Below are 24,812 nucleotides of genomic sequence, written 5' to 3'. Positions count from 1 at the left end.
AGTCCCTTTTTTATCTACTATTTTTCCCAAGCATCAAGTTGATTTTGAACTTCAGTTATTGCTTTTTCGATTCCTGCTGTTTTTAGTTGATCTAAAAATTCATTGTAGTAAGATTCGTCGAAAGCACCTGTTTTAAGGTTTATAAAGTATTTTGATGTTGTAGCTTCAATATTTTCAAGTTCACCTTGGATAGGTGTTTTGTCAATATTAAATCCAAGTGTTGGAGAAGCAACAAGTTTTGATTCAAATTCTTTTACTTCTTCATCAAATTCTGGATCACCAAGTCCTACGCCACCAGCCATTGGTGTTCTGTTAAACATTGATAGGTATTGGAATGCAGCTACATCGTATACTTCTGTAGATTCGCCAAGTCTTTTTACTTTGCCATCTTCAAGTTCATAGTCTTCACCTTCAACACCATATGATAATAAGTCTTGAAGTTTCTTATCTGTGAACATTCTGTTGATAAAGTCTAAAGCTTGTTCTTTGTTCTCAGTTTGGCTGTTTACAGATACTAATTTACCTGTTGCTTTACCATTGTCGATTACTATAGAATCACCGATTATTGAAGATAATTTTTCTTCACCTGGTTGTGACCATACTGCTTGAGATCCTGGTTCACCTTCAGCTTGGCCTACAAGGTTTGATTCATAGCTTCCGTCAGCTTCACCTGGTTGAAGTTGTGGAGCATCTGGATTGATTAGACCTTCGTCATAAAGTTTTTTCATTTGGTCAATTTCAGCTTTGAAATCTTCAGATTCATAGATGCTATAAGCTACTAATTTTCCATCTTCTTCCTTAACACCTATACCAGAAGCAACTTCAAATACTGGGTTTTCTCTAGCGAATAGGTAGTCAGAAGCTACTATATATGGATATGGAGCATCTGGTTCGTTTTCTTTAACTTCTTTTAAGTATGGTTCAATATCTGTTGTTGTTTTTAAATCTTCATATGGTACATCATATTTTTCAACATATTCTTTGTTCCATACGAATTGGTTAGCTGCTACAACTCCTGGATAAGCTGATGGCAAACCATAAAGTGGTCCATTTATTCTTGAACCTTCTAGCATTCTATCGTCGATTAGTTCTGCAGCATCTTTTAGTTCATTGTCTAGGTAGTCATTTAAGTCTAGTAGAGCGTTTTGATCTGCTAGAGTTTTGTATGGACCTGCCCAGTTAGCTGTGAATGCTAGGTCCCAATCTTCACCAGAGTTAATTGCTAGTTGAAGTTTTTGTTGGTAATCACCCCAGTCATAGTAAACTGTGTCTATGTGATAACCAGCATCTTGGCTATCAAGGTATTCGTTAATAGCAGCTACAACTTCAGCATGTCTTGTTGGTTCTCCACCTATATTGAAATAGGTAAGTGTTGGAACTTCACCATTAGTTTCTTCTGTAACTTCTTCATCTGTCTTTTCTTCAGTAGCTTTTTCTTCGTCAGCTGGAGCAGTTTCAGTTGTTTCTGCCGCATTGTCTTTTTCTTCTTCTGCAGGTTTAGCAGAATCATTGCCACATGCTGTGATACCTAGTGCTAATGCTAAAATTAGTGCACTTTTCTTAAATTTGTTGTTCATATTTCCCCCTAAAATTTTTTATAAAAACTTTTTATTAATAAAAAGTATTTACCTACTTGTCTTCCCAGCTGTCTAGTTGTTTTTGAACTTCTTCTACAAGTTTTTCAATACCAGCTGTGTGAAGTTTTTCTACAAATTCTTCGTAATATGCATCGTCAAATGCTCCTGTTTTGATATTACGTAGATATTGTTCTATGATTTGATATACATTTTCGTATTCTTTTTCGCTTCCAGCCTTATCAAAGTTAAATCCAAGTATTGGTGATGGTTTAACCCTTTCAAGATAAGTTTCTAGTAAAGCTTCTCTTTCAGCTTTATCTTCTTTTTCTGCTTTAACACTTGGTGTCATCATTTGTGATGCAAGGAAGGTAAAGCCTGGAACATCATATCCTGTATCTTCTATTGGTTCTATAGCATCATCTACTAGCTTGTAGTTGACTCCTTCGATACCATTTACTAGATATCTCATCAAAACCTTATCGCTATACATTCTGTTGATAAAGTCCATTGCAAGTTCTGGATATTCACTTTGAGAGTTTATAGCAAGAAGTGAACCTGTTGCTTTTTCATTAGTTACATATACCATATCACCTGCATATGATGAAACTACTGGTACACCAAAGTTTTTAGTCCAAATATCGTCAGATTTGACTCCGCCCTCACCTTTTCTTACTAGCCATGTTGGGCCATTGGCCAATTGACCAGCATCTATTTGTGGAGCTGATGGATCGATGTAGCCAGCGTCCATGTATTTTTTCATGGTGTAGGCTAGGTCTTTGTAGCCATCATCTTCCCAAACTGAGTAAGCAACAAGCTTTCCATCTTCTTCTCTAACTCCTACTCCAGGAGCTGCAGTAGATGTTGGAACTCTTGTTTGGAAGATAAAGTCATTTGCTATACCAAATGGATACTCTACTTCTGCTTCATTTTCTTTAACTTCTTTTAGGTATGGTTCTAAATCCTTTTCTTCTTTGATATCTTCTATTGGGATATCATATTTTTCTACAAGGTCTTTATTCCAAATGAAAAAGTCTGCTGGTGTGATATTATCAGCTGTTGCTGGTGCTCCGTAAAGTCTGCCATCTACTGAGGCCCCCTTTAGTACATCATCACTTACCAAATCAAGCATAGCTTGGCCTTTTTCCTTGGCAAGGTCTGTGATATCTAAGAATGCTCCCTTATCAACCATTTCCTTGTATGGACCTGCCCAGCTTGCTGTAAATGCTAGGTCCCAATCGTCACCAGCATTTGATGCTAGTTGGAGTTTTTGTTGGTAGTCACCCCAATCAAAGTATTGGAAGGCTATATGATAGCCAGCATCTTGGCTGTCAAGATATTCATTTAAAGCAGCTGCTACATCATCTGTTGCAGGTTGTGGTGTTCCTACATTGTAGTAAATAAGTGTTGGCACATCACCTTTTGCCAAATCTTTGTCTTCTGAATCTTTGTTATCCTCGCTAGCTTCTTTATTTTCTTCGCCAGCTTCTTCTACTTTTGTATCGTCTGTAGTTGTATTCTTTTCATCTGCATTTTGACAAGATGTTACTAATAGCAAGGAAGCTAATAGTATAGAAATTTTACTTTGAATTTTCATATTACCTCTTTTTGTCAAGCTTATTCCTTAACAGCACCAAGGGTTAGCCCTGATATAAAATATCTTTGGAAGAAAGGATAGGCTATAAGTATTGGTGCTGTTGTGATAACTACTATTGCCATCTTTAGAGATTCTTGAGGAAGAGTCTTTTTTATCTCTCCTGCAAGAGATCCTATGGCATCTTGCCTTATTGATAGGAAGTTTGTTGAGTTTTGGATTCTCATAAGCATGTATTGAACAGGCATCTTATCTTCGCTATCTATATAAAGCATGGCTTGGTACCAGTCATTCCAGTAACCTAAGGTTACAAAGAGTCCAACTGTCGCAAGTATTGGCAAGGATAGGGGCAGTATAATCTTAAAGAATATCTGCATTTCACTTGCCCCGTCTATGGTAGCAGCCTCTATTAGGGCTTTTGGTATAGACGTTTGGAAGTAGGTTCTCATCAAAATAATATTATATGGTCCAACTAGTAGTGGTAAGATTAGAGCCCACATACTATCTTTTAGACCTAGAAACTGTGTCATTATCAAATAGCTTGCTACAAGACCGCCAGAAAATAGCATTGGTATTGTAGAAACTTTTGTGAAAAATCCTTTATACTCATAATCATCACGGCTTAGGGCATATGCATACATGGTTGTAAGAACAAGGGCTATGACTACGCCGACAACTGTTATTATAACTGAGTTTTTGTAGGCAGTTGCTATCTGTCCGCCACCCTTAAATACATATTGGTAAGCTTCAGTAGAAAATTTTTCTGGTATCAGTTGGTAACCGTTTCTCCTGATAGAATCTTCATCTGTAAATGAAATCATAACTACAAAGAGGAATGGCAATATAGCAGAAATTGTCAAAAGTACTAGGATTATGTTTAAAACTACATTTGATCCCTTACTAATCTTTAGAGGATCATAATTGCTTTTCTTTACTTCTTTCATCAATCACCTCCCTAGAATAAGGACCTTTGTGGATCGTATCTTTTTACAATCTTATTTGAGAACAAGATCAAGATAGTACCGACAACAGATTGCAACAATGAAACTGCTGATGATAGTCCAATATCCCCTGATTCAAGTAAGGCTCTAAATACATATGTGTCAATAACGTTTGTTACATTGTACAAAGGACCTGAGTTTCTTGGAACTTGGAAGAATAGACCAAAGTCTGCTCTAAATATATTTGCCAAGGATGTGATAAATATGATTGTTACAACAGGCCTTAGTAGTGGTATGGTGATTGATTTTGTCATCTGCCACTTAGTAGCCCCATCCATGGCCGCAGCTTCGTAATAGGTCTTATCTATACCGGATAAGGCCGATAGATAAACTACAGTGTTATATCCTAGACCCTTCCATGAGTTAATCAAAACTAAAAATACTGGCCAAAATTTGGTATTTGTATACCAGTTCACACCCTTTCCGCCAAGAGATGTAATAAGTTTGTTTAAAAGACCCTTATCTGGTGATAGGAATGCAAATACTGCATAACTTATAACAACCCAGCTTAGAAAGTGTGGTAAAAACATTGAAGTTTGGTAAAACTTCGCTAATTTCTTGCTGAAAATTTCATGTAAGGCTATAGCTGTAAACATAGCAAGAACTATATTTACTATTATAAAAACAAAGTTATAGCCAATAGTATTTCTAATAATTATCCAAGCATCATTACTTCTAAAAAAGAACTTAAAGTTATCTAAACCTGACCATTCACTCATGTAGAGATTGTAGAAAAAATTCTTTGAGAAGATTTTATATCTCTTAAATGGAATAATAAGTCCAAACATTGGCAGGTAAGCAAAAATTACAAACCAAATAAAAGCTGGCAAGGAAAAAACTAATAAGGGTAGATTTGTCTTAAATCTTTCTTTAAAAGGTTTTTTCTTAGCCTTTTTCTTATTCTCAATGCCAGGTTGGTTGGATATGGCTGCATTTTCCATTTGTTTATTAACTGGTTCTTTTTCCATATCTTCCTCCTTATATCTTCTTTATGGCATATTCATTAACTGTATTGATTAGGGCAGCAAATATTATTATAAATATTAGCATCCAAACACTATTTACTATGTATAGATTCTCAAACACTTCCCAAACTACAAAAATTAGAATAGTAAAAATAAAATATTTGTAGCTTAGTATCAGTGAATTTTTAATACTAGTGATTATCCCAACATATTCACGGTGAGATGTTTGTAATATGGTATAAAAAATTATCCCCCTATAAAAATACAAAAGAATAATTCTCAAAATCCCAAAAACAGCACTAGTCTGTCCAATAATACTCAAAGATCCATTTCCATAGTAGTAAAGAGCAAATAATAGGGTGTAAAGTTCGTATTTTGAAAGCCAGTCCTTGTTAAATACTTCCTTGAAATAAGGTGGGTAGACTTTCTTATCATTTACAAAAGCTGCTGTAAATGATAGAGCTTGTCTTTCTAGGGCAAAGCCTAAAAGTCCAACTAAAGGTATGAAGATCATAATGTATGAACTTATCGGACCTTCTATCAAAAGATCTATAGCAAAGATTGGCAAAAGTATCAGTCCGCTATAAAAAAAGCTAACTATTGCATAGATTATGACTTCCCCTATCCTATAAAGCCCCCTAGTAAATGACTCCATTAATTTATTCTCATCTGTGTTTTGCTATCAAATAAGTGAATATCATCGAAGTTTACAAATAGCTTTATCATATCGCCAGTTTCAATGCCCTTGCACTTGCCTTGAACTTTGATAGCTACTTTATTGTCGCCTTCTTCTTCAATAGATATGCTGCTTTCCTTATCTTCTGCATAGATAATTGTTTCATCTCCAAGCATTTCTATGTTGATAACTTTCGCTTCGATATAGTTATCTGGATTGTCAAGATTATTTAAAGAAAATGCTTCTGGTCTGATGCCTATAATTAATTCATGGTCAGAATTCTCGTAAGTCTTTAAAATATCTTTGGTGTGTTCAGACATTTCTATGGTGTTTCTACCAAGTTTTAATTGTCCATCTTCAAGCTTTCCACTAAAGAAGTTCATTGGTGGAGCACCGATAAAGTTTGCAACAAATACATTTGCTGGATGATCATAAATTTCTTCTGGTGTCCCTACCTGTTGGATGTAACCATCTTTCATAACTACGATACGACTAGCCATGGACATGGCTTCTGTTTGGTCGTGAGTTACATAGATAGTTGTGGTATCCAGTTGGTCGTGGATACGAGCAATTTCAGTTCTCATTTGTCCACGAAGTTTGGCATCTAGGTTACTTAGTGGTTCGTCCATCAAGAATATTTCTGCTTCACGAACTATAGCACGTCCTAGGGCAACCCTCTGTCTTTGACCACCAGATAGGGCTGCTGGTTTTCTATCTAGGTATTCTTCTAGTTGGAGCATCTTTGCTGCTCTTTTTACCTTTTCATCTATGTCTTTTTTATCCTTTTTTTGGAGCTTTAGGCCAAAAGCCATATTTTCATAAACACTCATATGAGGATATAAGGCATAGTTTTGAAATACCATAGCAATATTTCTATCTTTTGGGCTAACATCATTCATTAGCTTGCCATCTATGTATAGTTCCCCATCAGATATTTCTTCAAGGCCAGCAATCATACGAAGTGTTGTAGACTTACCGCAACCTGACGGGCCAACGAATACTATAAATTCTCTATCGGCAATATCTAGATTAAAATCAAAAACAGCTTGAACGCCATTTGGATAGATTTTATCTACATTTTTTAAATTTAATGTTGCCAATTTTCCCTCCTTAACAATTTATATGAAATCTTTTAAAAGTATACTAAATATTTCTATTCTCTTCTAACACTCTAATTTTAATACATATTGGGAAATATAGCAACGTTTTCACATATTTAGATAAAAATTTTCACAAAATTTATATAAAAATCTGTCAAATATGTAAACATTTTCATTATTACTAAAAAATAAACTCCTATTAAGAGTCTTAATAAGAGTCTTAATAAGAGTTTATTTATTGTTAACTACATTTGATTCGACTATTGTCAAGTCGCCAGCAAATTCGTATGTTGAAACTAAGTTTGTCAATATGAAAAAGTCTCCCTTTTTGATTTGGTATTTTTCTCCATCGACATTTAATTCGCCTGCCCCATCGATTACTGATTCTATCAAATAATCACTGGCGCGGTTAAGGCTTTTGTTGCCCTTTATTTCATATTTTCTCACTTGGAAAAATTCATTATCGGTAAGTTTTGTAAGTCTTAGGTCGCCATCCACACTTGTTTCAGTTTTGTTGTCAATATCATTGAGCTTGATAGCTTCTATAGATTTTTCTATGTGAAGGTCTCTTAAATTGCCATCCTTATCTTTTCTATCATAGTCGTAGAGTCTATAGGTTATGTCACTTGCTTGTTGGATTTCTAGTATTAAACAGCCCTTTTTGATAGCATGAACTGTGCCTGCTGGTACAAAGAAAAAGTCTCCATTTTTTGCTGGAACTTCCTTTAAAACGTCCTTCCATTTTCTTTCATTTATAAGCTTTACTGCTTCGTCTTTGTCCTTAGCATTTAGTCCATATATTATGGAAGATTCATTGTCATTTAATATATACCAGCATTCTGTCTTTCCCAAAGAATTTTCAAGTCTTTTACCCATATCATCATCTGGGTGAACTTGAATGGATAAATCTTCTTTGGCGTCGATAATTTTTACCAAAAGTGGGAAAGTTTCCTCCTTAGGATTGCCAAAAAGTTCTCTACTGTTCTTATATACTTCTATGAGATCTTCCCCTGCCAATTCTCCATTTATGATAAGTGATGGGAATTCTTCCATGGCTGATACAGCCCAGTATTCTCCAACGCTATCAGATTCTATATCATAGGCAAATTCTTCTCTTAGGCGTTCCCCTCCCCAAATCTTATCTACAAACTTTCCTTCTAACATTAAAACTTTTTGCATTTTTTCTCCTTATAATCTTTCGAGTATATCCAGAGTATCTTTTATCTGTCCATCTTCTGGATTATCTATATCTTCATATGGGGACCCCATAACTACAATGATGTATTCTTTGCCATTTTTGACGCTAAGGGTTGCCCAACATTGGCCAGCTTTTTCTGTCGTGCCAGATTTACCACCGATTATTTCAAAGCCTTCTTCCTGGTATTGGTCAAGTTTTTCAAATACCGTACTTTGCATATATACCCCATAAGGGTGGTCTGCTGTTGAAGAAGAATTATAATCTTTTCTTGTAAAAATCGCCCTGTAGTCTTCATTCTGGAGGGCGTATTTTAATAGCATAGCCATATCCTTGGCTGATGAATAGTGGCCCAATTCATCCATTCCATCTGGATTTTGAAAGTGGGTGTTTGCTAATTCCAGTTCCTTTGCCTTGTCATTCATTAACTCTACAAAGCTTATTATTGATCCAGAAATATTTATGGCTATGGAATTGGCTGCCTCGCCTCCTGATGGGAGCATGGCTCCGTATAGTAGGTCCCTATAAGTAGTTTGTTCTGCTCCATAAAAACCTGCCATTGATGCATTTTCTGCTACTAGCTTTTGGTAAGTTTCTGTATCCACTGGAGCTATAGAGTTTAGGTCGCTTACTTTTTCTAGGCCCAGCAAAACAGTCATCATTTTTGTAAGAGATGCCATAGGAAGCTTCTCATTTTCATTTTCTGCCAATACTTCCCTATCATCAGTCAAATTGTATACATATATAGCCTTGGAATTGTAGGTATGAACTTCCCTGCTATTATTCCTAAGTATTATAAATAAGGCAATTATCACTAGTGGCAAGGCTAGTATGGCTATGGATTTCTTTTTCATTTTATACCCTCTATTAATTATTATCGTCAATAAAAGTATACAGTATCAAAAAGTTTTTTAAAGTATTACTAGTCGTCAAGATATATATAAATTTTTATATTATACCAGTTTCCCTTTTTTTCCTTTTCTTTAACCTTGCCATACAAAAGCTTGCCCGCATCCATTAGCCTTGCAAATACCGGGTTATCAGCCTTTGGTATGTATCCAATCTTAGATCCATCGTCTACTTCTACCTTGATGGCTCTTGGGTCATATTCATTAGACGCTTCCCTATAAAAAGAAACTCTAGTCCCAATTTCTATTTTTTCGGCAAGTTCATCCATATTTTAAATATGACTAGTTCCTGCAATGTGGGTTTCAAAAAGAAATATCTGTCTATTAAAAGGCTTTGGAATTACTAAGTCGCCACCTCCATGAAGTCCGTCTACGACCTTTCCCTTATCTACTTTTTCAATCTTTGACATTTTCAATAATTTCCTTTAATCTATCTTCCAAATACTTATTGGATGTTTTGTAGCTTTCTATCAAATCATCTAGTTCTTTCTTATGATTTTGGGTCTCTTGCGGACTATCTAGCAAGTCCTTGTAAATATAAGGATATGAATTTTTGATATCTGCAATAGAAGCCTTTATTTTTTCAATTTTTTCCTTAAGGCGTCCTATCTCAGCTTTATAGTTTAGCCTATCATCCTCTGCATTGTAATCATCTGCAAGGACTATTAGCTCGTAGTAAAGGTCTATTATCTCACTCCAGCCATTCTTATAAGCATCCACAACCTTATAGAAAATTTCAAGCAGCTTGGTATCTATGCCTGGGTTTAGGTCCGGGTGGAGCTTTTTCACTAGTTCTTTGTACTTTTTCTTAAAATCTATGAATTCTTGACCAGTTATTTTATCACTACTAAACCTATCTGCTGCCCAATTAATTTCTTCTAGCTTGGCATTTAATTCTTCCATATACTTTTGAAATTCTTTTTCTATGTCCCTATCAAGGCGGTTAAGAAAGTCTCTACTAATAGTCTCTTTCCTGTTAAGCTTTGCCTGGAGGATTTCTATTTTCCTGCGAAGTTTCTGATAGCTTAGAGATAATTTTAGAATTTTATATTCTTTTGATCCAAACTCTCTGATATATTTAGCTCTGATATTTTCACATTCTATATATATCAAGTTATCTTCTTCGAGTATTAGCCTTTCTAACTCTTCCCTAAACCTTTTTACTTCATTTCTATTTTCAGAAGAATTTGGAAATTTTATTATATCAGCCATAGATCCCCCCTTTACTTATTAATATAAGATTACCCAAATTTTAAAAATAGGCAATTTTAACTATATTGACAGTGACATTAGCCTAAAGTATATTTTTTTCATCTATAGTAGCAATTACAAACAATCTATTTTTGCAATTATAACAAAAGCAATTATTAAGGAAACTAGCAAATAATTATGCATACAAATTCAAATAAAAAGACGATTTTATATTTTTTTATAATCCTTCTTATCTTTTTATTCACCTTAAATGGAAATAAAATATTTACAATTAAATATGATGATTTAGAAGCCAAAAACTCACAAATACTAAAATCAGAAAATATAAAAAACTATACTTTAGACGACAAAAAAGAAGCTAATTACAGTGTTGTGTATGCCTATAGATTAAATGATAATAAAGAGTATGTATTTATTTATAGTAAATCATCAATATTTAATCTTTATCATTTGGATGATAGATTCATTTCTAATGAAGATGAAATAAATACCTTGGCAAGCAACTTTAAATATCACAATCTATTAAAGATTGATAGATATAAAGATAAAGCTATTATATCTCTGACTCCTAAGAAAAATGAAGATTTTATTTCAAATATTATTTATGCACTACTATCACTAGCTTTGATTATTTTAATAAACTACCAAATACAGATAAATCGATCTAAAATAAAATCCTAAATACGATATTAGTCTATAAAAATCAAGTCAAAAAAAGCAAGTCTCAAAATTATGTAAGACTTGCTTTGTTTTTTGCTTTTATTTACCTATATATTCACTAGCATTTTTTGCAGCATTTCTACCAAATACTACTATATCTGTGATTGCGTTGCCACCAAGTCTATTTGCTCCGTGAACTCCTCCTGTGACTTCACCTGCTGCATATAGGCCTGGGATTGGATTGCCATCTTTGTCTATCACTTCAGATTTTGTGTTTACTTCAACTCCGCCCATGGTGTGGTGGATACCTGGTGCTATTTGTACTGCATAGTATGGAGCCTTGGATAGGTCACTTGTTACTGTATCCATGCCTTCACGACCGAAGTCTGGGTCTTGGTTATTTTTTACAATCTCATTCCAGCCCTCTATAGTTTTTGCTATAGTTTCTTCATCACAACCTATTAGTTCAGCTAAGGCTTTCATATCACTTGCTTCTTCCATGTAGCCTTTTTCTACGTATTTTTGTATAGTTGCTGATTGGTCATACATACCTTGGTCAACTATTAGCCATGCGTTTTTGCCATCTTGGTCAAGGATAGCTGCTGATACATTATCTCTTGTTTCTAGTTCGTTGTAGAATCTTTCTCCCTTGCTATTTACAAGGATTGCTCCCTCTCCACGTAAGCCTTCAGAGATTAGTGAACCGTTTTTTTGGTAAACTGTTGGGTGGATTTGGATTTGGTCCATATCAATGAAATTTGCACCTATTTCTTCCAAAAATCCTATAGCATCACCTTCTATTGATTTTGCATTGGTTGATACATAGCCCTCTAGGTCAGGATTGTAGTGGGTGATTAAATCCATGTTGCCACCAAAACCACCACTTGCTATTACTACAGCATCAGCATTTACTGTGATAGAACCATCTTTTGTTTCTGCCTTTACTCCCTTTGCCTTACCATCTTCCATGATAACTTCATTTACCTTGGCATCATATACTATTTCAATACCAAGTTCATTGGCTTTTTGGGTCAATTTGTCTACCAAATATGAACCAACTGGTATAGATTTGCCCTCCTCATTTAGTGGAGCGTGGGTTCTCATCTCGCTTTGTCCACCTGAAAATTTCAATTGTTTGAACACTACTCCATTTTCTTCAAGCCAGTCTATGGCATCTGAAGATTCACTTGCCAATATATTTACTAGGTCAGGATTGTTTAAGTTTTTGCCACCTTCCATAGTATCTTTTACGAAAAGATCTACTGTATCTGGCACATTTTCTTCTTTTTGTAGGCGGGTTTCTGCGGCATTCATACCTGCAGATGCATAGGCAGTATTACCACCTGTAATGCCTGCTTTTTCAACAATCATTACATCTACACCCTTTTGAGCAAGCTCGATTGCTGTAGAAAGTCCAGCACCACCAGCTCCTACTACTACAACGCTTGTATCATAAGAATCTTTTTTCTCATCTTCAAGATCTTCTTTGGCAAGTTTATCAGCATCAATTCCTGCCGTTTGCAAAGCTTCGTCTATTGCTGATAAAAATGCTGCTGAGGAAATAGTTGCTCCAGATATCCTATCTACGTCTATGCTATTAGAGGTGATTACTCTTTCTCTCATCTTTTCAAGAGCTTGGGATCCTACTGCCTTTGTTTCGTTTTCTGTAGTTTTTATGTCAGTTATTACGCCATTTTCAATATCAACAGCCACTTCTATGTCTGATCCATAGCCAGTAGCCTTGCCATTATATGTACCTGTTATGTCTGAATAATCAGCTGTTTCTGTTTTATCTTCTGATGTTTCTTCTGTAGTTTCTTTTGAATCTTCGCTTTGTGTCTCTTCGCTTACTTGGCTATCGTTTTTTGTTTGATTCTGTGTTTGATTGCCACAAGATGCCAGGCTTAAAGTTAGGGCCAAGGCCATCGCTAAACTTTTAAATTTGTTCATTTATCCTCCTTATATTGATAATCCTATAACAAATAATGTCAAAAAAACAGCTACCTTTGGCTTAAAGGTCAAAGATAGCTAATCTTTTACTAATTATTTCGCGTTTGTGATTGCGTCATCAACTGCTGCTTTGAATGCTTCAGATGTTACTGTAGCTCCAGATACGTTGTCAACACCTTCTGTACCGTTAGCTTCGATAACAGCTTTTTCTAGTTCTGGAATAGCGTCTGCTCCTACACCTTCTGTTTCTGTTTGTTCTGTATCGATAGATTCGATTTTTCCATCTTTACCAAAGTGAACTGTTACTTTGATGTCTCCACCGTAACCTGCAGCTGTTCCTTCTCCTACTTTTGGTGCTGCTTCTTCTGCTGGAACTGTTTCTTCAGTTGTTTCTTCTGTCTTGTCTGCTTCATCAGCAGGTTTTGCTTCATTTGCATTGTTTCCACAAGCTGCAAATGTGAATGCCATAGCTGCTACTAGGGCAAACTTGTTTAAATTTTTCATTTTCCTCTCCTATATGTATACATTTAAAATGTATTTATTTTTACTTTAACAACGATGTTAATATCGCAGTTATTATACGACAATGTTGAATATTTGCAAGCTTTTCAGGCCTTTCGCCTTATAATTGACACAATATTTAACTAGTCGATATTTTGATCAATTCTTTTATATTCTAGTTTTCTTGTATAGGAAGTCTAAAGACCATCACTAACATAGTATCATCGCTAGAGTCCACAGATATTATCCATAGAATACGTCGCCAATCACATCCTTTATATTGGCCATTTGCATAACTTTTATACCAGCAAAGTCTTTAGGATCAAGGGAGTTTCTTGCCACATAGCATTTCTTATAACCAAGTCTTTCCAGTTCCTTTACTCTTTGTTTGATTTGGGGAACTTTTTTAAGCTCGCCAGTTAGACCTACTTCAGCTATAAATACTGTCTTGTCGTCAACTGGTTTTTTAAGTAGAGAAGATGCTATAGAAATCATTATGGCAAGATTCACTGATGGCTCGGAAAGCTTAAGACCACCAGTTGTCTTTATTATTACGTTGTAGTCAAAGAGATTTAGCCCTGCGCGCTCTTGGAGTATGGAAATCAGCGTATTAAGGTCATCCTTTCTTAGGGAATCCCCTATCCTTTGGGGATATGGCAAAAATGACTTGGAAACTAGGGATTCTATTTCTACTTCTAGAAGTCTAGAACCTTCCTTGGTGACAGAAATAGCTGACCCTTCGATTTCATTTTCCCTTTGGGTGATAAAGTACTCGCTAGGATTTGTTATCTCTACTAGTCCATCTTCTGTCATTGAGAATAGACCAATCTCGCCAGTTCTGCCAAATCTATTTTTAGTAGATGTGAGAACCCTTAAGTCCTCATCGCTTTGTCCATCTAGGACTAGAACTGTATCGACCAAGTGCTCCAAAGTACGAAGGCCTGCCATTTCGCCAGACTTAGTCATATGGCCAATCATTATAAGAGCTCTCTTCTTCTCCTCGTCCTTGGCGATTTCTACAGCCTTATTTGCTACTTCTATAGTTTGGGTAGGGCTACCCGCCTTGTTATCAAATTCTGCCAGGGTAAAAGTTTGTATAGAGTCTAGGAAAATTATATCTGCATCTATTTTTTTAATCTCACTAATTGCACTATCCATAGAATTTGTCGAAAGGACCCATACATTTTCAGGTAAATGTTCCATAATCCTATCAGCACGTGATTTGATTTGGCTTTCGGATTCCTCGCCAGAAACATAGAGAACCTTAAGCCCCCTATCGGCATAGGATTTGGAAAGTTGGAGCAAGAGGGTTGACTTACCAGCTCCCGGGCGGGCTGTTAGTATTGAAACGCTATCTGGAACAAGACCACCGCCCACAGCTCTGTCAAATTCTTCAAAATCAGACTTAATCCTAGAATTAGAATCAACCTTGATAGCCTTTAACTTTTTGGAAGTCTTATCATCGATAAGTCCACTAGAACTTGCCTTAGTTTCCTTTACGGTAACTTCAGCCAAAGTCCCCCACTTACCACAAGATGGACATTGGCCAGCCCAGTGAGCTTCCCTATGACCACAATTGGAGCACTCGTAAGCTTTCTTAATTTTTGCCATAATTATCCTTGATAAAACTATTTACAGAAAATTCATAGATAGCCTTTTGCGGATCTTTTTTGTATAAATTTTCATATATATCCCTCGGCGTCATTTGTTTTTCCATAAGTTCCTTTAGTGGATTTATAAATTTCCTGTCTTCTTTGATTTTCCCTATAATTTCTAGGACCCACTCATAGATTTTTTTATCCTTGTAAGTGGCATTGATGCCTTCTTTCGTTGCCATTTCTTTTAAGTTTTGAGCCTTTTCAAAGTCCATATCAGCAAATTCTTGGTAAAGGTAGCTTAGAATGTCCTTATCATAAAAAATATTTTTGATAAGGGCAATTCCTGCAAAATTATATGGATATGGGATGTTGTCAGGCATACGAATTTCTAGATATTTTTTGGCCCTAACATCTGGAAATACAATTGATAGGGCATGGTAGATCATCTCCTCAGACATATCATCATCAAAGATTTCAGCAAAAGGAATCTTGCCTGTATAAATATCAGCTCCATCCTTATTTATAAAGATGCTAGGAGTTTCCAATATTTTTCTTGTGTAGGTCTCATAAGATAGGTCCTTATCAAAGGAGAAAGGATATATCCCTGTTCTATCTTTGTCGCAGTTTTCCCATATTGTTTGGCGAAGATTTCTTTTCCCATAAACTTCCCCTTCAAAAATATAGGAATTGTCAAAAACACTATATAAAAATGCAGAAAGTGCATTTGCCACAAAATATTTCATCCTAAAATCTGCTTCATTGTCATAGTCTATGGCAATTTGCAAGCTTGTTGACCCCTTCATCATATTATGGGCCATAGATCCGCCGTAGTCAGCAAAATACTTGTACATATAGTCATAACGTTTTTTAGGAATAATTGGAATTTCATCAATCTTTGACTTTGGATGATAGCCAACTTCCGCCAACAAAAGTCCCCTATTTTCAAAAAGAGGAACTAGCTCAGTCATTATTTTCTTATAATTACAAAAAAGCTCATCAACTGACCTACTAGATTCAAAAGCCACTTCAAATTGGCTGGCAGGTTCTATAGAAATACTAAGACCATCGCCCCTTAAGCCCATAATGTTGCTATTTTCATAGATTCCCTCATAGCCCATTTCTACCATCTCTTCCATTATAGAAGCTATGTTAGCATCATAGGAAGTGCTTTCCAAACTATCTTTATCAACAACAAAGTGTTCAATCTCAAATCCCACTTTGAACTCATCTTCACTTTTTTCACCTGAGCGAATATAATCAGCTAATTTTTTAATCTTTTCTTCGTAGTCCATAACTACCTCACTTACTATATAATATATGTATACTATACGCCAAAAAAGAAATATTTAAGGGTGGTAAATAAATCAATGACAAATAAGACTGCATATTACAAAAATGAAATTGGGATAATAAAGATATCCTATCAAGAAAAAATACAATCAATTAAACTAGTGAATAAAGTTTGCTCCATTAACGAGAAAACAGAGATAAGTGATAAAATTTTTAATCAAATTGACAAATATTTAAAAGGAGAAATTAAAGACTTTCATATATATGACAAGCTAGAAATCACAGGTACAGATTTTCAACAGAGCGTCTGGCAAGAGCTAATAAATATCCCCTATGGAGAAACAAGAACCTACAAAGATATAGCCCAAAAAATAAATAATCCCAAGGCCCTACGAGCTGTAGGAACTGCCATAGGCAAAAATCCATTTTTAATAATAATCCCCTGCCACAGAGTCATAAGAAATGATGGCAAACTTGGCGGATTTGCCTACAGGATAAGTGTGAAAGAAAAATTATTGGATTTAGAAAAGAAATACTAAATCCAATCATAAAATGTGAAAACAACATTTTGGATAATAATGATAATAATCTCTTAAATAATAAAAAGAGGCTTATACTAAGCAACAGCTTGTTGACAAAGTAAAAATCCAAAAAAAAAGCGTGTCATACGGAAAAAATTGTCGAGTATTCAAATTAAAGAAATCGATTAAAAATTGCACTGTTTGAGCATATGAGAGTTTGCAATTTTTAGAATTTTTAAATTATGAATACTCCAATTTTTGTAGTCTGACTAAGCGTTTTTTTGGGTTTGTCGCGAGTCTCAGGCTTGTACTAAGCAAAGCTTTTGATTAATATCTTCATTTACTTAGTATTATAAGCCCCTTATACTTGATAAGTGAAAAATCCAAATTTAAATTTTCTATTTTTTCTTAGCTTTCTTGCCAGTTCTTATTATAAAAAGTATGAATAAAATTACCAAAAGGCTCAAGATAATATTGCTATATACCGTATGTGGGATGAATGAAAGCCAAGTCATGGTTTGTAAAGAAAAGCATATATAGCAGTTTAATATTTTATAAACCAAGCTAAATTTTTCCTTATTTATATTATAGATAGTATAGACAAAGAGTACCAATCCATATGCTATAAGAGTATTTTTAAATTCCCTTATCTTTGAAATGTATGTGCTATAATTTACATTGCTATAGCTAGTTAAAAACTTTTCATAGGCATCTGAATTTGATATATTTTTTGCATGAATACTCGCAAAAATTATTATTAATACCGAATTTAATAAAATTAGTATGCTTATTTTTCTTTCTTTACTCAAGTCTTTTATTTTTTGCATAAAGATATAGCTCCTTCCTTTAATCTACTTTTACCCTAAATCCTAACTTAATACTTCACGCATGTTTAGCTTGTGAAATTGACGGAAGTTTAAATCTACGATTTGGCTAAGGAAGTCTATCAAATATTCTTTTTCCATTTATTGTAGCTATCTCTAATATTATAATATAATGAATATGGCAAATATAAATAAGGAGTTTTTATAATGGTAAATTTAGGTAAAAAAGTCATATATCAAATATATCCAAAAAGTTTTAAAGATACAAAAGATACAGGAATTGGCGATTTAAATGGGATAAAATCAAAAGCCAAGTATTTAAATGACTTGGGCATAGATATGGTATGGATTAGCCCATTTTTTGTAAGTCCTCAAAATGATAATGGATATGATATAGCTGATTACTATACAGTTGATCCTATGTTTGGAAATAATGACGATCTTTATTCTTTAATTGAAGATCTTAATAAATATGGTATTGACGTAATGCTCGATATGGTATTAAATCATACATCAACTCAACACGAGTGGTTTAAAAAAGCTTTGGCTGGTGATAAAAAGTACCAAGATTATTACTATATTGTTGATGGAAAAAACGGAAATCCTTCAAATAACTGGGAGAGTGTGTTTAAAGGTCCTGCTTGGCATAAATTTGCTGACACTGATAAATACTATCTAGCACTGTTTGAAAAAACTCAAGCAGATCTTAACTGGCACAATGAAGACTTACGTAATGAACTATTTGATATGGTGAATTTTTGGCTAGATAAGGGTGTTAAAGGTTTTAGATTTGATGTATTAAATATGATCGGTAAAAGTTCAAATTATAGCGATTGGACTGATTGGTCAGAAAATAAAAAACAATTTAGCTACTATACAGATACTCCAGTAGTGCATGATTTCATAAAAGAGTTATCAGCCAAAACCTACGGAAAATATGGGGACATCATAACTGTAGGAGAAATGGGCAATGTAGATTGTAATAATGCCTTAAAGTATACAGATACTGGTGATGAATTAAGCATGATCTTTGCCTTTGATCAACTTGATGATGGAGAAAATAAGGCCAAATGGACTTTAACTAGATACAATCTAGATGTAACACGAAGAAATTTATTTACTTGGCAGGAAAAAATGCAAGAAGGCAATGGATGGTTGGGACTTTTCTGGAATAATCACGATAATCCTAGGTCCATATCAAGATTTGGAGATCCAGAAAAATATAGATATGAATCAGCTACAATGCTCGCTCAATCTATTCATCTTTTGAGAGGAACACCATATATCTACCAAGGTGAAGAATTTGCTATGACAAATCCTAAATTTTATGATATTTCTGAATATAATAATATAGAATCAATAAACGCTTATAAAGATATGCTAGAAAAAGGAATTGATAAGAATACTGCTTTAAGAATATTAAACAATAAATCTAGAGACAATTCTAGAACTCCCATGCAATGGGACAGTGAAAATGAATATGCATCATTCTCTAATGTTAAGCCTTGGTTAAGCTAGCTGATAATTACAAAGAAGTAAATGCGAAAGAAGACAAAAATTCAGAAAAATCAATATTTAACTATTACAAAAAACTAATAGCCCTAAGAAAAGAAGATGATTTAATATCAGATGGTAAATTTGAAGCTTTATTTATAGATCATGATTATTTATTAGCATATAAAAGAACATTGAATGATAAAGAGCTTATAAATATTAATAACTTCCCTGACCAAGAAGTTTCTTTAAATCTTAGTGAACTAATAGAAGATATTAAAGGCTATAAAATATTAATTTCAAACTATAATTTAGATGAACTAAGTGATCATATAAGATTAAGAGCATATGAATCTTTAGCTATAGAAAACTAGTGACTTATCCACTGTTTAATTAAAATCCCCCCCTCTAATCCATATTCGGATTAGAAGGGGTTACTACATATGCACTTAACTAAGTTTTTTACTATAGCAATGAATTAATAAGAATCTCCTCCAATTATATCGCCATTGTAGGCGTCAACGTATATTAATAAATCTTCAATCTCTACAACATAAGCTAAATGAAGAACACCAGTGTCGGCAACATCAATACTTTTTTTACTATCTCCTATAATTGATGGATCATTCAAAAAATCATTAGATTCAATTACCGTTAATGAAGTATTTAAAACATCTCCCCATTCTTTTTCATTAGATTCTGACAAGAAGTTCTTTGCAATATTACAAGCTCCCTTTTCATCTATTTTAGGCGGCTCTTTTATTGTAAAATCATCTATTTTATCATATAGAATGATAGCGTTCTTATCCTTATTAAATACCACTCTAATTTGATCGTGTGGATTAAAAATATTAGCAGGATTAGCTTTATAAAAAGAATACATCTTAAAATCTTCAGTGTAATATCCTATTTCTTCTTCTGTATAGTCAGATGGAATATATTTATCTTTGATAGATTTTACATAATCTTCTTTTGGATATTCCAAATCTTTTTCACTATCCTCATCCCACTTAAGAGTGGATAAAGCATCTACGTGAATCACATCACTTTTGTTATCAAAAATAAAAATGCCACCATTAGAAGACTCGATTTTTATACCCCCATCATCTAAATTTTCTCCTTCTTTATAGAGGGTTTCTCCATCTTCTTCATCATATCCAAAATCCTTAAATGTACTTATTATTTTATCTTTATCTAACTTATCGCTCGAATCATCTGATTTATTACTTAAATTATCTAAATTATCACTCGAATTTCTTTTATTGGAGCAAGCCATTAAAAGAAATATTAAACAAAGACATGTTATATATATTAATGATCTTTTATTTTTCATAATTACCTTCATAGTATTAACTAAACTCTACCTGATATATTTTTATCACCCCAAAAACGTATATAATAATATGTTCCTGGTTTATTAATAGCTCTTAATAAATTAGAATAGAAGGTTTTGCTTGGATTTGCTTTAACTTGATACTTTAAATTTCCAGTTAAATCTAACATAGTGCTTAGTTCAACCTTTTTATACCATCCCAAAAATATTTTCCCATTTGAAGATCCACTTATTCCAAAAGCATCTCTCCACCTTGTATCTTCTGCCGTACGACATCCATTTAAAAAAACAAACTTCCAACAACAATTAACATTATTTAAACCTAAATATCTTACATAACCATTATCTAATCCATTTCCTAAAGATGTTGGTGAGGCATGACCCGAAAATGCAAATGCATAATTGTTTCCATCTCCTCGAACAAACCTTCTTAAACTTGCCCCATTATCATTTGCAGCTGAAGCTGTATATGAATTATATCCCAATGAATTAAGGATAGAATTAATGTTAGATGCTGAACTAGTAAAATATTTTGTGTTTTTACCCTTATGTGTTCCATAATATGAAGCACCATCTTTTGATGCTGCAAATTCATCCCCGCCTATTATTTCACCAGTATAAGCATCAATCAAAACTGACAAATTATCAAATGTAACAACATATGAACAGTGCAGCGGTCTTTCTAACTGTCTATCGGCATATATTTCTAACTCATCATCGTTTAATACTTCAAGCGAATTATTTTCAAAATAGTCATTTTCTTTTCTAACTTCCAATTCTGTTGAAGGAGTCACAGAATAATCGCATTTTATATTATTATTTTCACAATAGTTAATTGCTATTTCCATTGCCTCATTGTTATTAATCTTTGGAAGACCATTCACAACATACTCATGGCACTGATTAAACCCTAAAACGGTATGCGTTTTAAAATCTACAGTTATTTTATATGCATCATAATAATTTGTTATATCGTATTGATTGTTTTTCAAACAGATAATCTGATGGAACCCGTCCATAATAGGTTTTACTTCAATTATATTGTAATCATTAGGTACATATTTAGATACTAATAAATTAACATATTCTTTATCTGTGTCAATAAAATACTTCTCACTTTCATCTGTTACAGATAAACTATCCGCAATATCATATTGATCGACAGAAACTACATCCAAACTTTCTGTTAAAGTAATTTCTCTTTTCCCTTGATCATGATATAAGACCATCATTTTCACTTATTTCTATATTTTCATCATTAATATCATTAGGATTTATACTAAAAAATTTTATATTAGTCTCTTGTGTTTTAAAATTAAAATCATTCAATATTTCATCTATTTTTGTTTCAATATCATTATCTAAATTGCTTTCCGCAAATGCAACAGTTGGTGCTGAAAGCGATATCAACACTAATAAGCATCCAATTAAATTTTTAATCTTTTTCATATTAACCTCTTGTAAATTATTTATTTATATATTTTATCCTTGTAATTTATGCACTGCAGTCTACATCTCCATTCTTATACCTCTGCGGATTTAAATATATCATTTAATTACCTCCTGACTCTAGCTCACAACGCTCACACTCAAACTTGTCAAAACCAAATAGTGTATAAATACACGTGTTTAGTTTATCTGCAATTTCTATTCCAACTGAAATCGTAGGTTGAGCCTCTCCTCGTTCTAAAAGACTAATGTATTGTCTTGTTACACTAAGTTCCTCAGCTAACTCTTGTTGAGTTAATCCTTTTTCTTTTCTGATCTGTTTTATTATATTTTCCAAATTATTTTAAACCCACCTATCTAACTTTCTTAATTTAATTTAAGTATAACATATTGTTTTTTACATTGCAAGTATATTTGCATAGATTGGCTGTTAAAAATATAAAACATATTCTACATGTATTGATATTTCTACATTTTTTACAAATTCTATATTTATATATTACTCAATGTGCTATAATGTTAGTATATTAGAAAAAAAGGTGAGGGATGAGATTACAGATTTCTAAGTCAAAAAATTCCGAGCCTTTTTTTATTATGGATTTGATTTATGTTGAATGTAAGATGAATAATAAAGAAATTGTGAATCTTGGCACTTCGGAGAATATTAAGAAAAATCATAAAAAAAGAAAATATTTTAGAAAATTTAAAGTCAAATACAAAGTATTGTAGCTTTGTTATTGTAGGTTTTACGGGACTTTTTATGTTGCTTCACTATTCAATTTGAGATTTTTATAGTTATAGAAATCTATATGTTTTTATTTGGGTCTTATTTTAAAAATTTAGGTTATAATAAAAATGGAACTGTTGCAAATTAATAGATAATTATCCTTCCATCTTTGGAGTGATTAGATGATTTGTTTAGGAATGATTTATCCATTTTACAACAGTTCCATATATTGTTAAATACTTACCTAGTTTATCCTCTCTGTAGTATTTCCATCAAAGAAGTGTAGGGCTTCTGGGTCTAGGGTGAAGTTGTGAGTTTCGCCTATGTTATATTCGAAATAGCCTGGTTGGCTTATTACTAGGTTTTGGCCGGCGCTTGTTTTGCCGTAGATTAGTTGTTCCTTGCCTAGCATTTCTATGACATCTATCTTGATTGTCGCAAGATTATAGTCTCTTTTTTCTGCTATAAATCTTTCCGATCTAATACCTAGGTAGACTTTTTTGCCTTCGTAGTTCTTTATTGCGGCTAGGTCTTTTTCTGCTGGTTTTATTACCACTTCTCCCTTATCGCTTACAAAGTTGGCATTTTCTATCTTTCCTTCTATGATATTCATGGTTGGAGATCCGATAAAGCCTGCTACAAAGAGGTTTTCTGGTCTCTCGTAGAATTCTGTTGGAGCTCCTACTTGTTGGATGACTCCCTTATCTAGGAGGACTATCTTTGTCGCCATGGTCATGGCTTCTGTTTGGTCGTGGGTTACATATATACTTGTGGTGTCTAGTTGGTTATGGAGTCTTACTATTTCCACACGCATGGACTCACGAAGTTTCGCATCTAGGTTTGATAGTGGTTCGTCCATGAGGAAAACTGCTGGATTTCTCACTATGGCTCGGCCTAGGGCTACCCTTTGTCTTTGACCACCGGATATGTCTGATGGCCTGTTGTAGAGGTAGTCTTCAAGTTGCAAGACATGGGCAGCGTTTTTTACTCGCTTGTCTATGACCTCTTTACTTTCGTTTTTCATATTTAGGGAAAAGGCCATATTATCATATACTGTCATATGTGGATATAGGGCATATGATTGGAATACCATGGCTATGTCCCTGTCCTTTGGTTCTACTTTATTCATTATCTTATCGTCAAAATAAAGTGTACCTTCTGTTATTGAGTTTAGCCCTGCTATCATTCGGATAAGGGTTGATTTACCACATCCTGATGGGCCAAGGATGACACAAAAGTCCTTATCATCTATGTCAAGGTCTATGTTTCTAAGGGTAAAGTTTTCTCTACCCTCGTATTTTTTACCAATATTTTCTAATTTTACTCTCATTTTCTTCTCCTATCCCTTAACTGCACCTGATGATAGTCCTGATACTAGCTCATCTTGTAGCATAAGGAATAACAACATTACTGGAACTGCTGAAAGGAAACCACCTGCTGCGAAGGCTGGTTGGTTCATATTTCTCATATCGTTGATTAGTGTAAACAAGCCTGTTGCCAATGTGTAGTCCATAGGGTTTGTCAAGAGGATTTTTGGCATCATATAGTCCAAAAATGGTCCTATGAAACATTGGAGTGCTATGATTGCTAGCATTGGACGGGCTAGGGGCATTATTATAAGCTTATAAACTTGGAAGTTGCTACAGCCGTCAATTCTTGCCGCCTCGTCAAGTTCTGGGGATATGCTATCTAGGTAACCTTTTAAGATAAAGGTATTGGTTGCTATAGCTCCACCAGAATAGATTAATATAAGCATGGCCGAACGGGAGAATGCTGGTATTATCCCAGATACTATGGAGTGAATTGCATAGTAGGCTGTGATTCCTGCAAAGGCTGGAATGATTTGCACTAGCATGATTGTTATAAGACTTGCTTTTTTGCCCTTAAATCTGAAACGTGAGTAGGCAAAGCCTGTAAATGACACGAAAATCAGAGTCAATATTGTAGTTGCTGCGGCAATCTTTAGGGTGTTTAGGACCCATCTTACAAAGTGAGTTTCTTCAAATAAATACTTAAAATTGTCAAAGCCAAAGACAAATTGTCCACTCATGGAAATGTATTGGCCTTGGTTGTTGTTAAAGGAACTAATAACCATAATCAGTAGTGGTAATAAGATTACAGCTGCCCACACCAAAAGAAGTATATATACTAAGCCAAGAGCAATCTTACCTCCAGTTGATAGGGGTTGGAGATCTGATAAGTATAGGTTATTATCTTTTTTATTTTTTCTCTTAAACATA

General features: G+C 34.0%; 25 protein-coding genes and 1 pseudogene. 4 read left to right on the top strand and 22 right to left on the bottom strand.

From position 1 onward, the window contains the following. Nucleotides 1-17: 17 nt before the first annotated feature. The 11 genes from BN38_RS04835 to BN38_RS04790 form a co-directional block, all read right to left on the bottom strand. Entirely contained in the window at nt 18-1,577 is a 1,560-nt protein-coding gene (locus BN38_RS04835) for an extracellular solute-binding protein (protein ID WP_044565859.1), read from the bottom strand. A gap of 52 nt (nt 1,578-1,629) precedes the next feature. Next, nucleotides 1,630-3,171: an ABC transporter substrate-binding protein gene (locus BN38_RS04830; RefSeq protein WP_044565858.1), complete on the bottom strand. Its 1,542-nt coding sequence runs from the start codon at nt 3,169-3,171 to the stop codon at nt 1,630-1,632. Nucleotides 3,172-3,191: 20 nt separating this feature from the next. Then, on the bottom strand, nt 3,192-4,112 hold the full coding sequence (locus BN38_RS04825) for a carbohydrate ABC transporter permease (RefSeq protein ID WP_044565857.1): 921 nt from the start codon (nt 4,110-4,112) through the stop codon (nt 3,192-3,194). Nucleotides 4,113-4,123: 11 nt separating this feature from the next. Next, a complete protein-coding gene (locus BN38_RS04820) occupies nt 4,124-5,137 on the bottom strand; it encodes an ABC transporter permease (protein WP_230197729.1) in 1,014 nt (337 codons plus the stop codon). 10 nt (nt 5,138-5,147) lie between these two features. Continuing rightward, entirely contained in the window at nt 5,148-5,789 is a 642-nt protein-coding gene (locus BN38_RS04815; RefSeq protein WP_044565856.1) for a hypothetical protein, read from the bottom strand. Beyond that, a complete protein-coding gene (locus tag BN38_RS04810) occupies nt 5,789-6,910 on the bottom strand; it encodes an ABC transporter ATP-binding protein (protein ID WP_044565855.1) in 1,122 nt (373 codons plus the stop codon). Before BN38_RS04810 ends, BN38_RS04815 begins: the two co-directional genes overlap by 1 nt. 231 nt (nt 6,911-7,141) lie before the next feature. Then, on the bottom strand, nt 7,142-8,089 hold the full coding sequence (locus BN38_RS04805) for a type I phosphomannose isomerase catalytic subunit (protein WP_044565854.1): 948 nt from the start codon (nt 8,087-8,089) through the stop codon (nt 7,142-7,144). 9 nt (nt 8,090-8,098) lie between these two features. Further along, nucleotides 8,099-8,959 (bottom strand): D-alanyl-D-alanine carboxypeptidase family protein, encoded by an 861-nt coding sequence (locus BN38_RS04800; RefSeq protein WP_044565853.1) that lies wholly within the window; start codon nt 8,957-8,959, stop codon nt 8,099-8,101. Between the two features lie 68 nt (nt 8,960-9,027). Continuing rightward, nucleotides 9,028-9,282 (bottom strand): HIRAN domain-containing protein, encoded by a 255-nt coding sequence (locus tag BN38_RS11345; protein WP_230197728.1) that lies wholly within the window; start codon nt 9,280-9,282, stop codon nt 9,028-9,030. 3 nt (nt 9,283-9,285) lie between these two features. Beyond that, a complete protein-coding gene (locus tag BN38_RS11340; RefSeq protein WP_230197727.1) occupies nt 9,286-9,423 on the bottom strand; it encodes a hypothetical protein in 138 nt (45 codons plus the stop codon). Next, entirely contained in the window at nt 9,410-10,225 is an 816-nt protein-coding gene (locus tag BN38_RS04790; protein ID WP_044565852.1) for a hypothetical protein, read from the bottom strand. Before BN38_RS04790 ends, BN38_RS11340 begins: the two co-directional genes overlap by 14 nt. A 177-nt stretch (nt 10,226-10,402) precedes the next feature. On the opposite strand from BN38_RS04790, the gene BN38_RS04785 reads away from it, so the two are divergent. Next, entirely contained in the window at nt 10,403-10,906 is a 504-nt protein-coding gene (locus BN38_RS04785; protein ID WP_044565850.1) for a hypothetical protein, read from the top strand. A gap of 78 nt (nt 10,907-10,984) precedes the next feature. On the opposite strand, the gene BN38_RS04780 is transcribed toward BN38_RS04785, so the two are convergent. From BN38_RS04780 to BN38_RS04765, 4 genes are all read right to left on the bottom strand, one after another. Beyond that, nucleotides 10,985-12,835, bottom strand: a complete 1,851-nt coding sequence (locus tag BN38_RS04780; protein WP_049944444.1) for a flavocytochrome c — start codon at nt 12,833-12,835, stop codon at nt 10,985-10,987. Nucleotides 12,836-12,928: 93 nt separating this feature from the next. After that, nucleotides 12,929-13,339 (bottom strand): FMN-binding protein, encoded by a 411-nt coding sequence (locus BN38_RS04775; protein ID WP_044565849.1) that lies wholly within the window; start codon nt 13,337-13,339, stop codon nt 12,929-12,931. Nucleotides 13,340-13,579: 240 nt separating this feature from the next. Then, on the bottom strand, nt 13,580-14,947 hold the full coding sequence (gene radA, locus BN38_RS04770; RefSeq protein WP_044565848.1) for a DNA repair protein RadA: 1,368 nt from the start codon (nt 14,945-14,947) through the stop codon (nt 13,580-13,582). Further along, a complete protein-coding gene (locus BN38_RS04765; protein WP_044565847.1) occupies nt 14,934-16,226 on the bottom strand; it encodes a glutamate-cysteine ligase family protein in 1,293 nt (430 codons plus the stop codon). The genes radA and BN38_RS04765 overlap by 14 nt, the downstream gene beginning before the upstream one ends. Nucleotides 16,227-16,301: 75 nt before the next feature. Here BN38_RS04765 and BN38_RS04760 point away from each other — a divergent pair, with 75 nt between their 5' ends. Then, nucleotides 16,302-16,763 (top strand): methylated-DNA--[protein]-cysteine S-methyltransferase, encoded by a 462-nt coding sequence (locus BN38_RS04760; RefSeq protein ID WP_044565846.1) that lies wholly within the window; start codon nt 16,302-16,304, stop codon nt 16,761-16,763. Nucleotides 16,764-17,143: 380 nt separating this feature from the next. Here BN38_RS04760 and BN38_RS04755 read toward each other — a convergent pair whose 3' ends face one another. Then, nucleotides 17,144-17,572 carry a hypothetical protein gene (locus tag BN38_RS04755; protein ID WP_044565845.1) on the bottom strand — a complete coding sequence of 143 codons (429 nt, stop codon included), beginning with the start codon at nt 17,570-17,572 and terminating at the stop codon, nt 17,144-17,146. Between the two features lie 204 nt (nt 17,573-17,776). Between BN38_RS04755 and BN38_RS04750 the strand changes: the two are divergent. Both BN38_RS04750 and BN38_RS11655 read left to right on the top strand, forming a co-directional pair. Continuing rightward, a pseudogene (locus BN38_RS04750) lies at nt 17,777-19,143 on the top strand (alpha-amylase family glycosyl hydrolase); the annotation flags it as partial. Nucleotides 19,144-19,257: 114 nt separating this feature from the next. After that, on the top strand, nt 19,258-19,437 hold the full coding sequence (locus tag BN38_RS11655) for a hypothetical protein (RefSeq protein ID WP_456059068.1): 180 nt from the start codon (nt 19,258-19,260) through the stop codon (nt 19,435-19,437). 104 nt (nt 19,438-19,541) lie between these two features. Here BN38_RS11655 and BN38_RS04745 read toward each other — a convergent pair whose 3' ends face one another. From BN38_RS04745 to BN38_RS04715, 6 genes are all read right to left on the bottom strand, one after another. Continuing rightward, on the bottom strand, nt 19,542-20,396 hold the full coding sequence (locus tag BN38_RS04745; protein WP_044565844.1) for a hypothetical protein: 855 nt from the start codon (nt 20,394-20,396) through the stop codon (nt 19,542-19,544). 20 nt (nt 20,397-20,416) lie between these two features. Continuing rightward, nucleotides 20,417-21,574 (bottom strand): hypothetical protein, encoded by a 1,158-nt coding sequence (locus BN38_RS04740; RefSeq protein ID WP_230197724.1) that lies wholly within the window; start codon nt 21,572-21,574, stop codon nt 20,417-20,419. A 34-nt stretch (nt 21,575-21,608) separates the two neighbouring features. Further along, nucleotides 21,609-21,845: a hypothetical protein gene (locus tag BN38_RS04735; RefSeq protein ID WP_044565842.1), complete on the bottom strand. Its 237-nt coding sequence runs from the start codon at nt 21,843-21,845 to the stop codon at nt 21,609-21,611. A 103-nt stretch (nt 21,846-21,948) separates the two neighbouring features. Beyond that, nucleotides 21,949-22,182, bottom strand: a complete 234-nt coding sequence (locus tag BN38_RS04730) for a helix-turn-helix transcriptional regulator (RefSeq protein WP_044565841.1) — start codon at nt 22,180-22,182, stop codon at nt 21,949-21,951. Between the two features lie 634 nt (nt 22,183-22,816). Continuing rightward, a complete protein-coding gene (locus BN38_RS04720; protein WP_044565839.1) occupies nt 22,817-23,902 on the bottom strand; it encodes an ABC transporter ATP-binding protein in 1,086 nt (361 codons plus the stop codon). Between the two features lie 9 nt (nt 23,903-23,911). Further along, nucleotides 23,912-24,811, bottom strand: a complete 900-nt coding sequence (locus BN38_RS04715; protein WP_044565838.1) for a sugar ABC transporter permease — start codon at nt 24,809-24,811, stop codon at nt 23,912-23,914. Nucleotide 24,812 lies beyond the last annotated feature (1 nt).

It is taken from the genome of Anaerococcus provencensis (genome assembly GCF_000312365.2).
Classification (GTDB): Bacteria; Bacillota; Clostridia; order Tissierellales; family Peptoniphilaceae; genus Anaerococcus; species Anaerococcus provencensis.
This window is presented reverse-complemented; position numbering and strand designations above follow the sequence as displayed.

Bases quoted from the DNA above. Each gene is read 5' to 3' on its own strand.
- BN38_RS04835 (WP_044565859.1), bottom strand. From the start codon at position 1,577: ATGAACAACAAATTTAAGAAAAGTGCACTAATTTTAGCATTAGCACTA.
- BN38_RS04830 (WP_044565858.1), bottom strand. From the start codon at position 3,171: ATGAAAATTCAAAGTAAAATTTCTATACTATTAGCTTCCTTGCTATTA.
- BN38_RS04825 (WP_044565857.1), bottom strand. From the start codon at position 4,112: ATGAAAGAAGTAAAGAAAAGCAATTATGATCCTCTAAAGATTAGTAAG.
- BN38_RS04820 (WP_230197729.1), bottom strand. From the start codon at position 5,137: ATGGAAAAAGAACCAGTTAATAAACAAATGGAAAATGCAGCCATATCC.
- BN38_RS04815 (WP_044565856.1), bottom strand. From the start codon at position 5,789: ATGGAGTCATTTACTAGGGGGCTTTATAGGATAGGGGAAGTCATAATC.
- BN38_RS04805 (WP_044565854.1), bottom strand. From the start codon at position 8,089: ATGCAAAAAGTTTTAATGTTAGAAGGAAAGTTTGTAGATAAGATTTGG.
- BN38_RS04800 (WP_044565853.1), bottom strand. From the start codon at position 8,959: ATGAAAAAGAAATCCATAGCCATACTAGCCTTGCCACTAGTGATAATT.
- BN38_RS11345 (WP_230197728.1), bottom strand. From the start codon at position 9,282: ATGGATGAACTTGCCGAAAAAATAGAAATTGGGACTAGAGTTTCTTTT.
- BN38_RS11340 (WP_230197727.1), bottom strand. From the start codon at position 9,423: ATGTCAAAGATTGAAAAAGTAGATAAGGGAAAGGTCGTAGACGGACTT.
- BN38_RS04790 (WP_044565852.1), bottom strand. From the start codon at position 10,225: ATGGCTGATATAATAAAATTTCCAAATTCTTCTGAAAATAGAAATGAA.
- BN38_RS04785 (WP_044565850.1), top strand. From the start codon at position 10,403: ATGCATACAAATTCAAATAAAAAGACGATTTTATATTTTTTTATAATC.
- BN38_RS04780 (WP_049944444.1), bottom strand. From the start codon at position 12,835: ATGAACAAATTTAAAAGTTTAGCGATGGCCTTGGCCCTAACTTTAAGC.
- BN38_RS04775 (WP_044565849.1), bottom strand. From the start codon at position 13,339: ATGAAAAATTTAAACAAGTTTGCCCTAGTAGCAGCTATGGCATTCACA.
- radA (WP_044565848.1), bottom strand. From the start codon at position 14,947: ATGGCAAAAATTAAGAAAGCTTACGAGTGCTCCAATTGTGGTCATAGG.
- BN38_RS04765 (WP_044565847.1), bottom strand. From the start codon at position 16,226: ATGGACTACGAAGAAAAGATTAAAAAATTAGCTGATTATATTCGCTCA.
- BN38_RS04760 (WP_044565846.1), top strand. From the start codon at position 16,302: ATGACAAATAAGACTGCATATTACAAAAATGAAATTGGGATAATAAAG.
- BN38_RS04755 (WP_044565845.1), bottom strand. From the start codon at position 17,572: ATGCAAAAAATAAAAGACTTGAGTAAAGAAAGAAAAATAAGCATACTA.
- BN38_RS04745 (WP_044565844.1), bottom strand. From the start codon at position 20,396: ATGAAAAATAAAAGATCATTAATATATATAACATGTCTTTGTTTAATA.
- BN38_RS04735 (WP_044565842.1), bottom strand. From the start codon at position 21,845: ATGAAAAAGATTAAAAATTTAATTGGATGCTTATTAGTGTTGATATCG.
- BN38_RS04720 (WP_044565839.1), bottom strand. From the start codon at position 23,902: ATGAGAGTAAAATTAGAAAATATTGGTAAAAAATACGAGGGTAGAGAA.
- BN38_RS04715 (WP_044565838.1), bottom strand. From the start codon at position 24,811: ATGTTTAAGAGAAAAAATAAAAAAGATAATAACCTATACTTATCAGAT.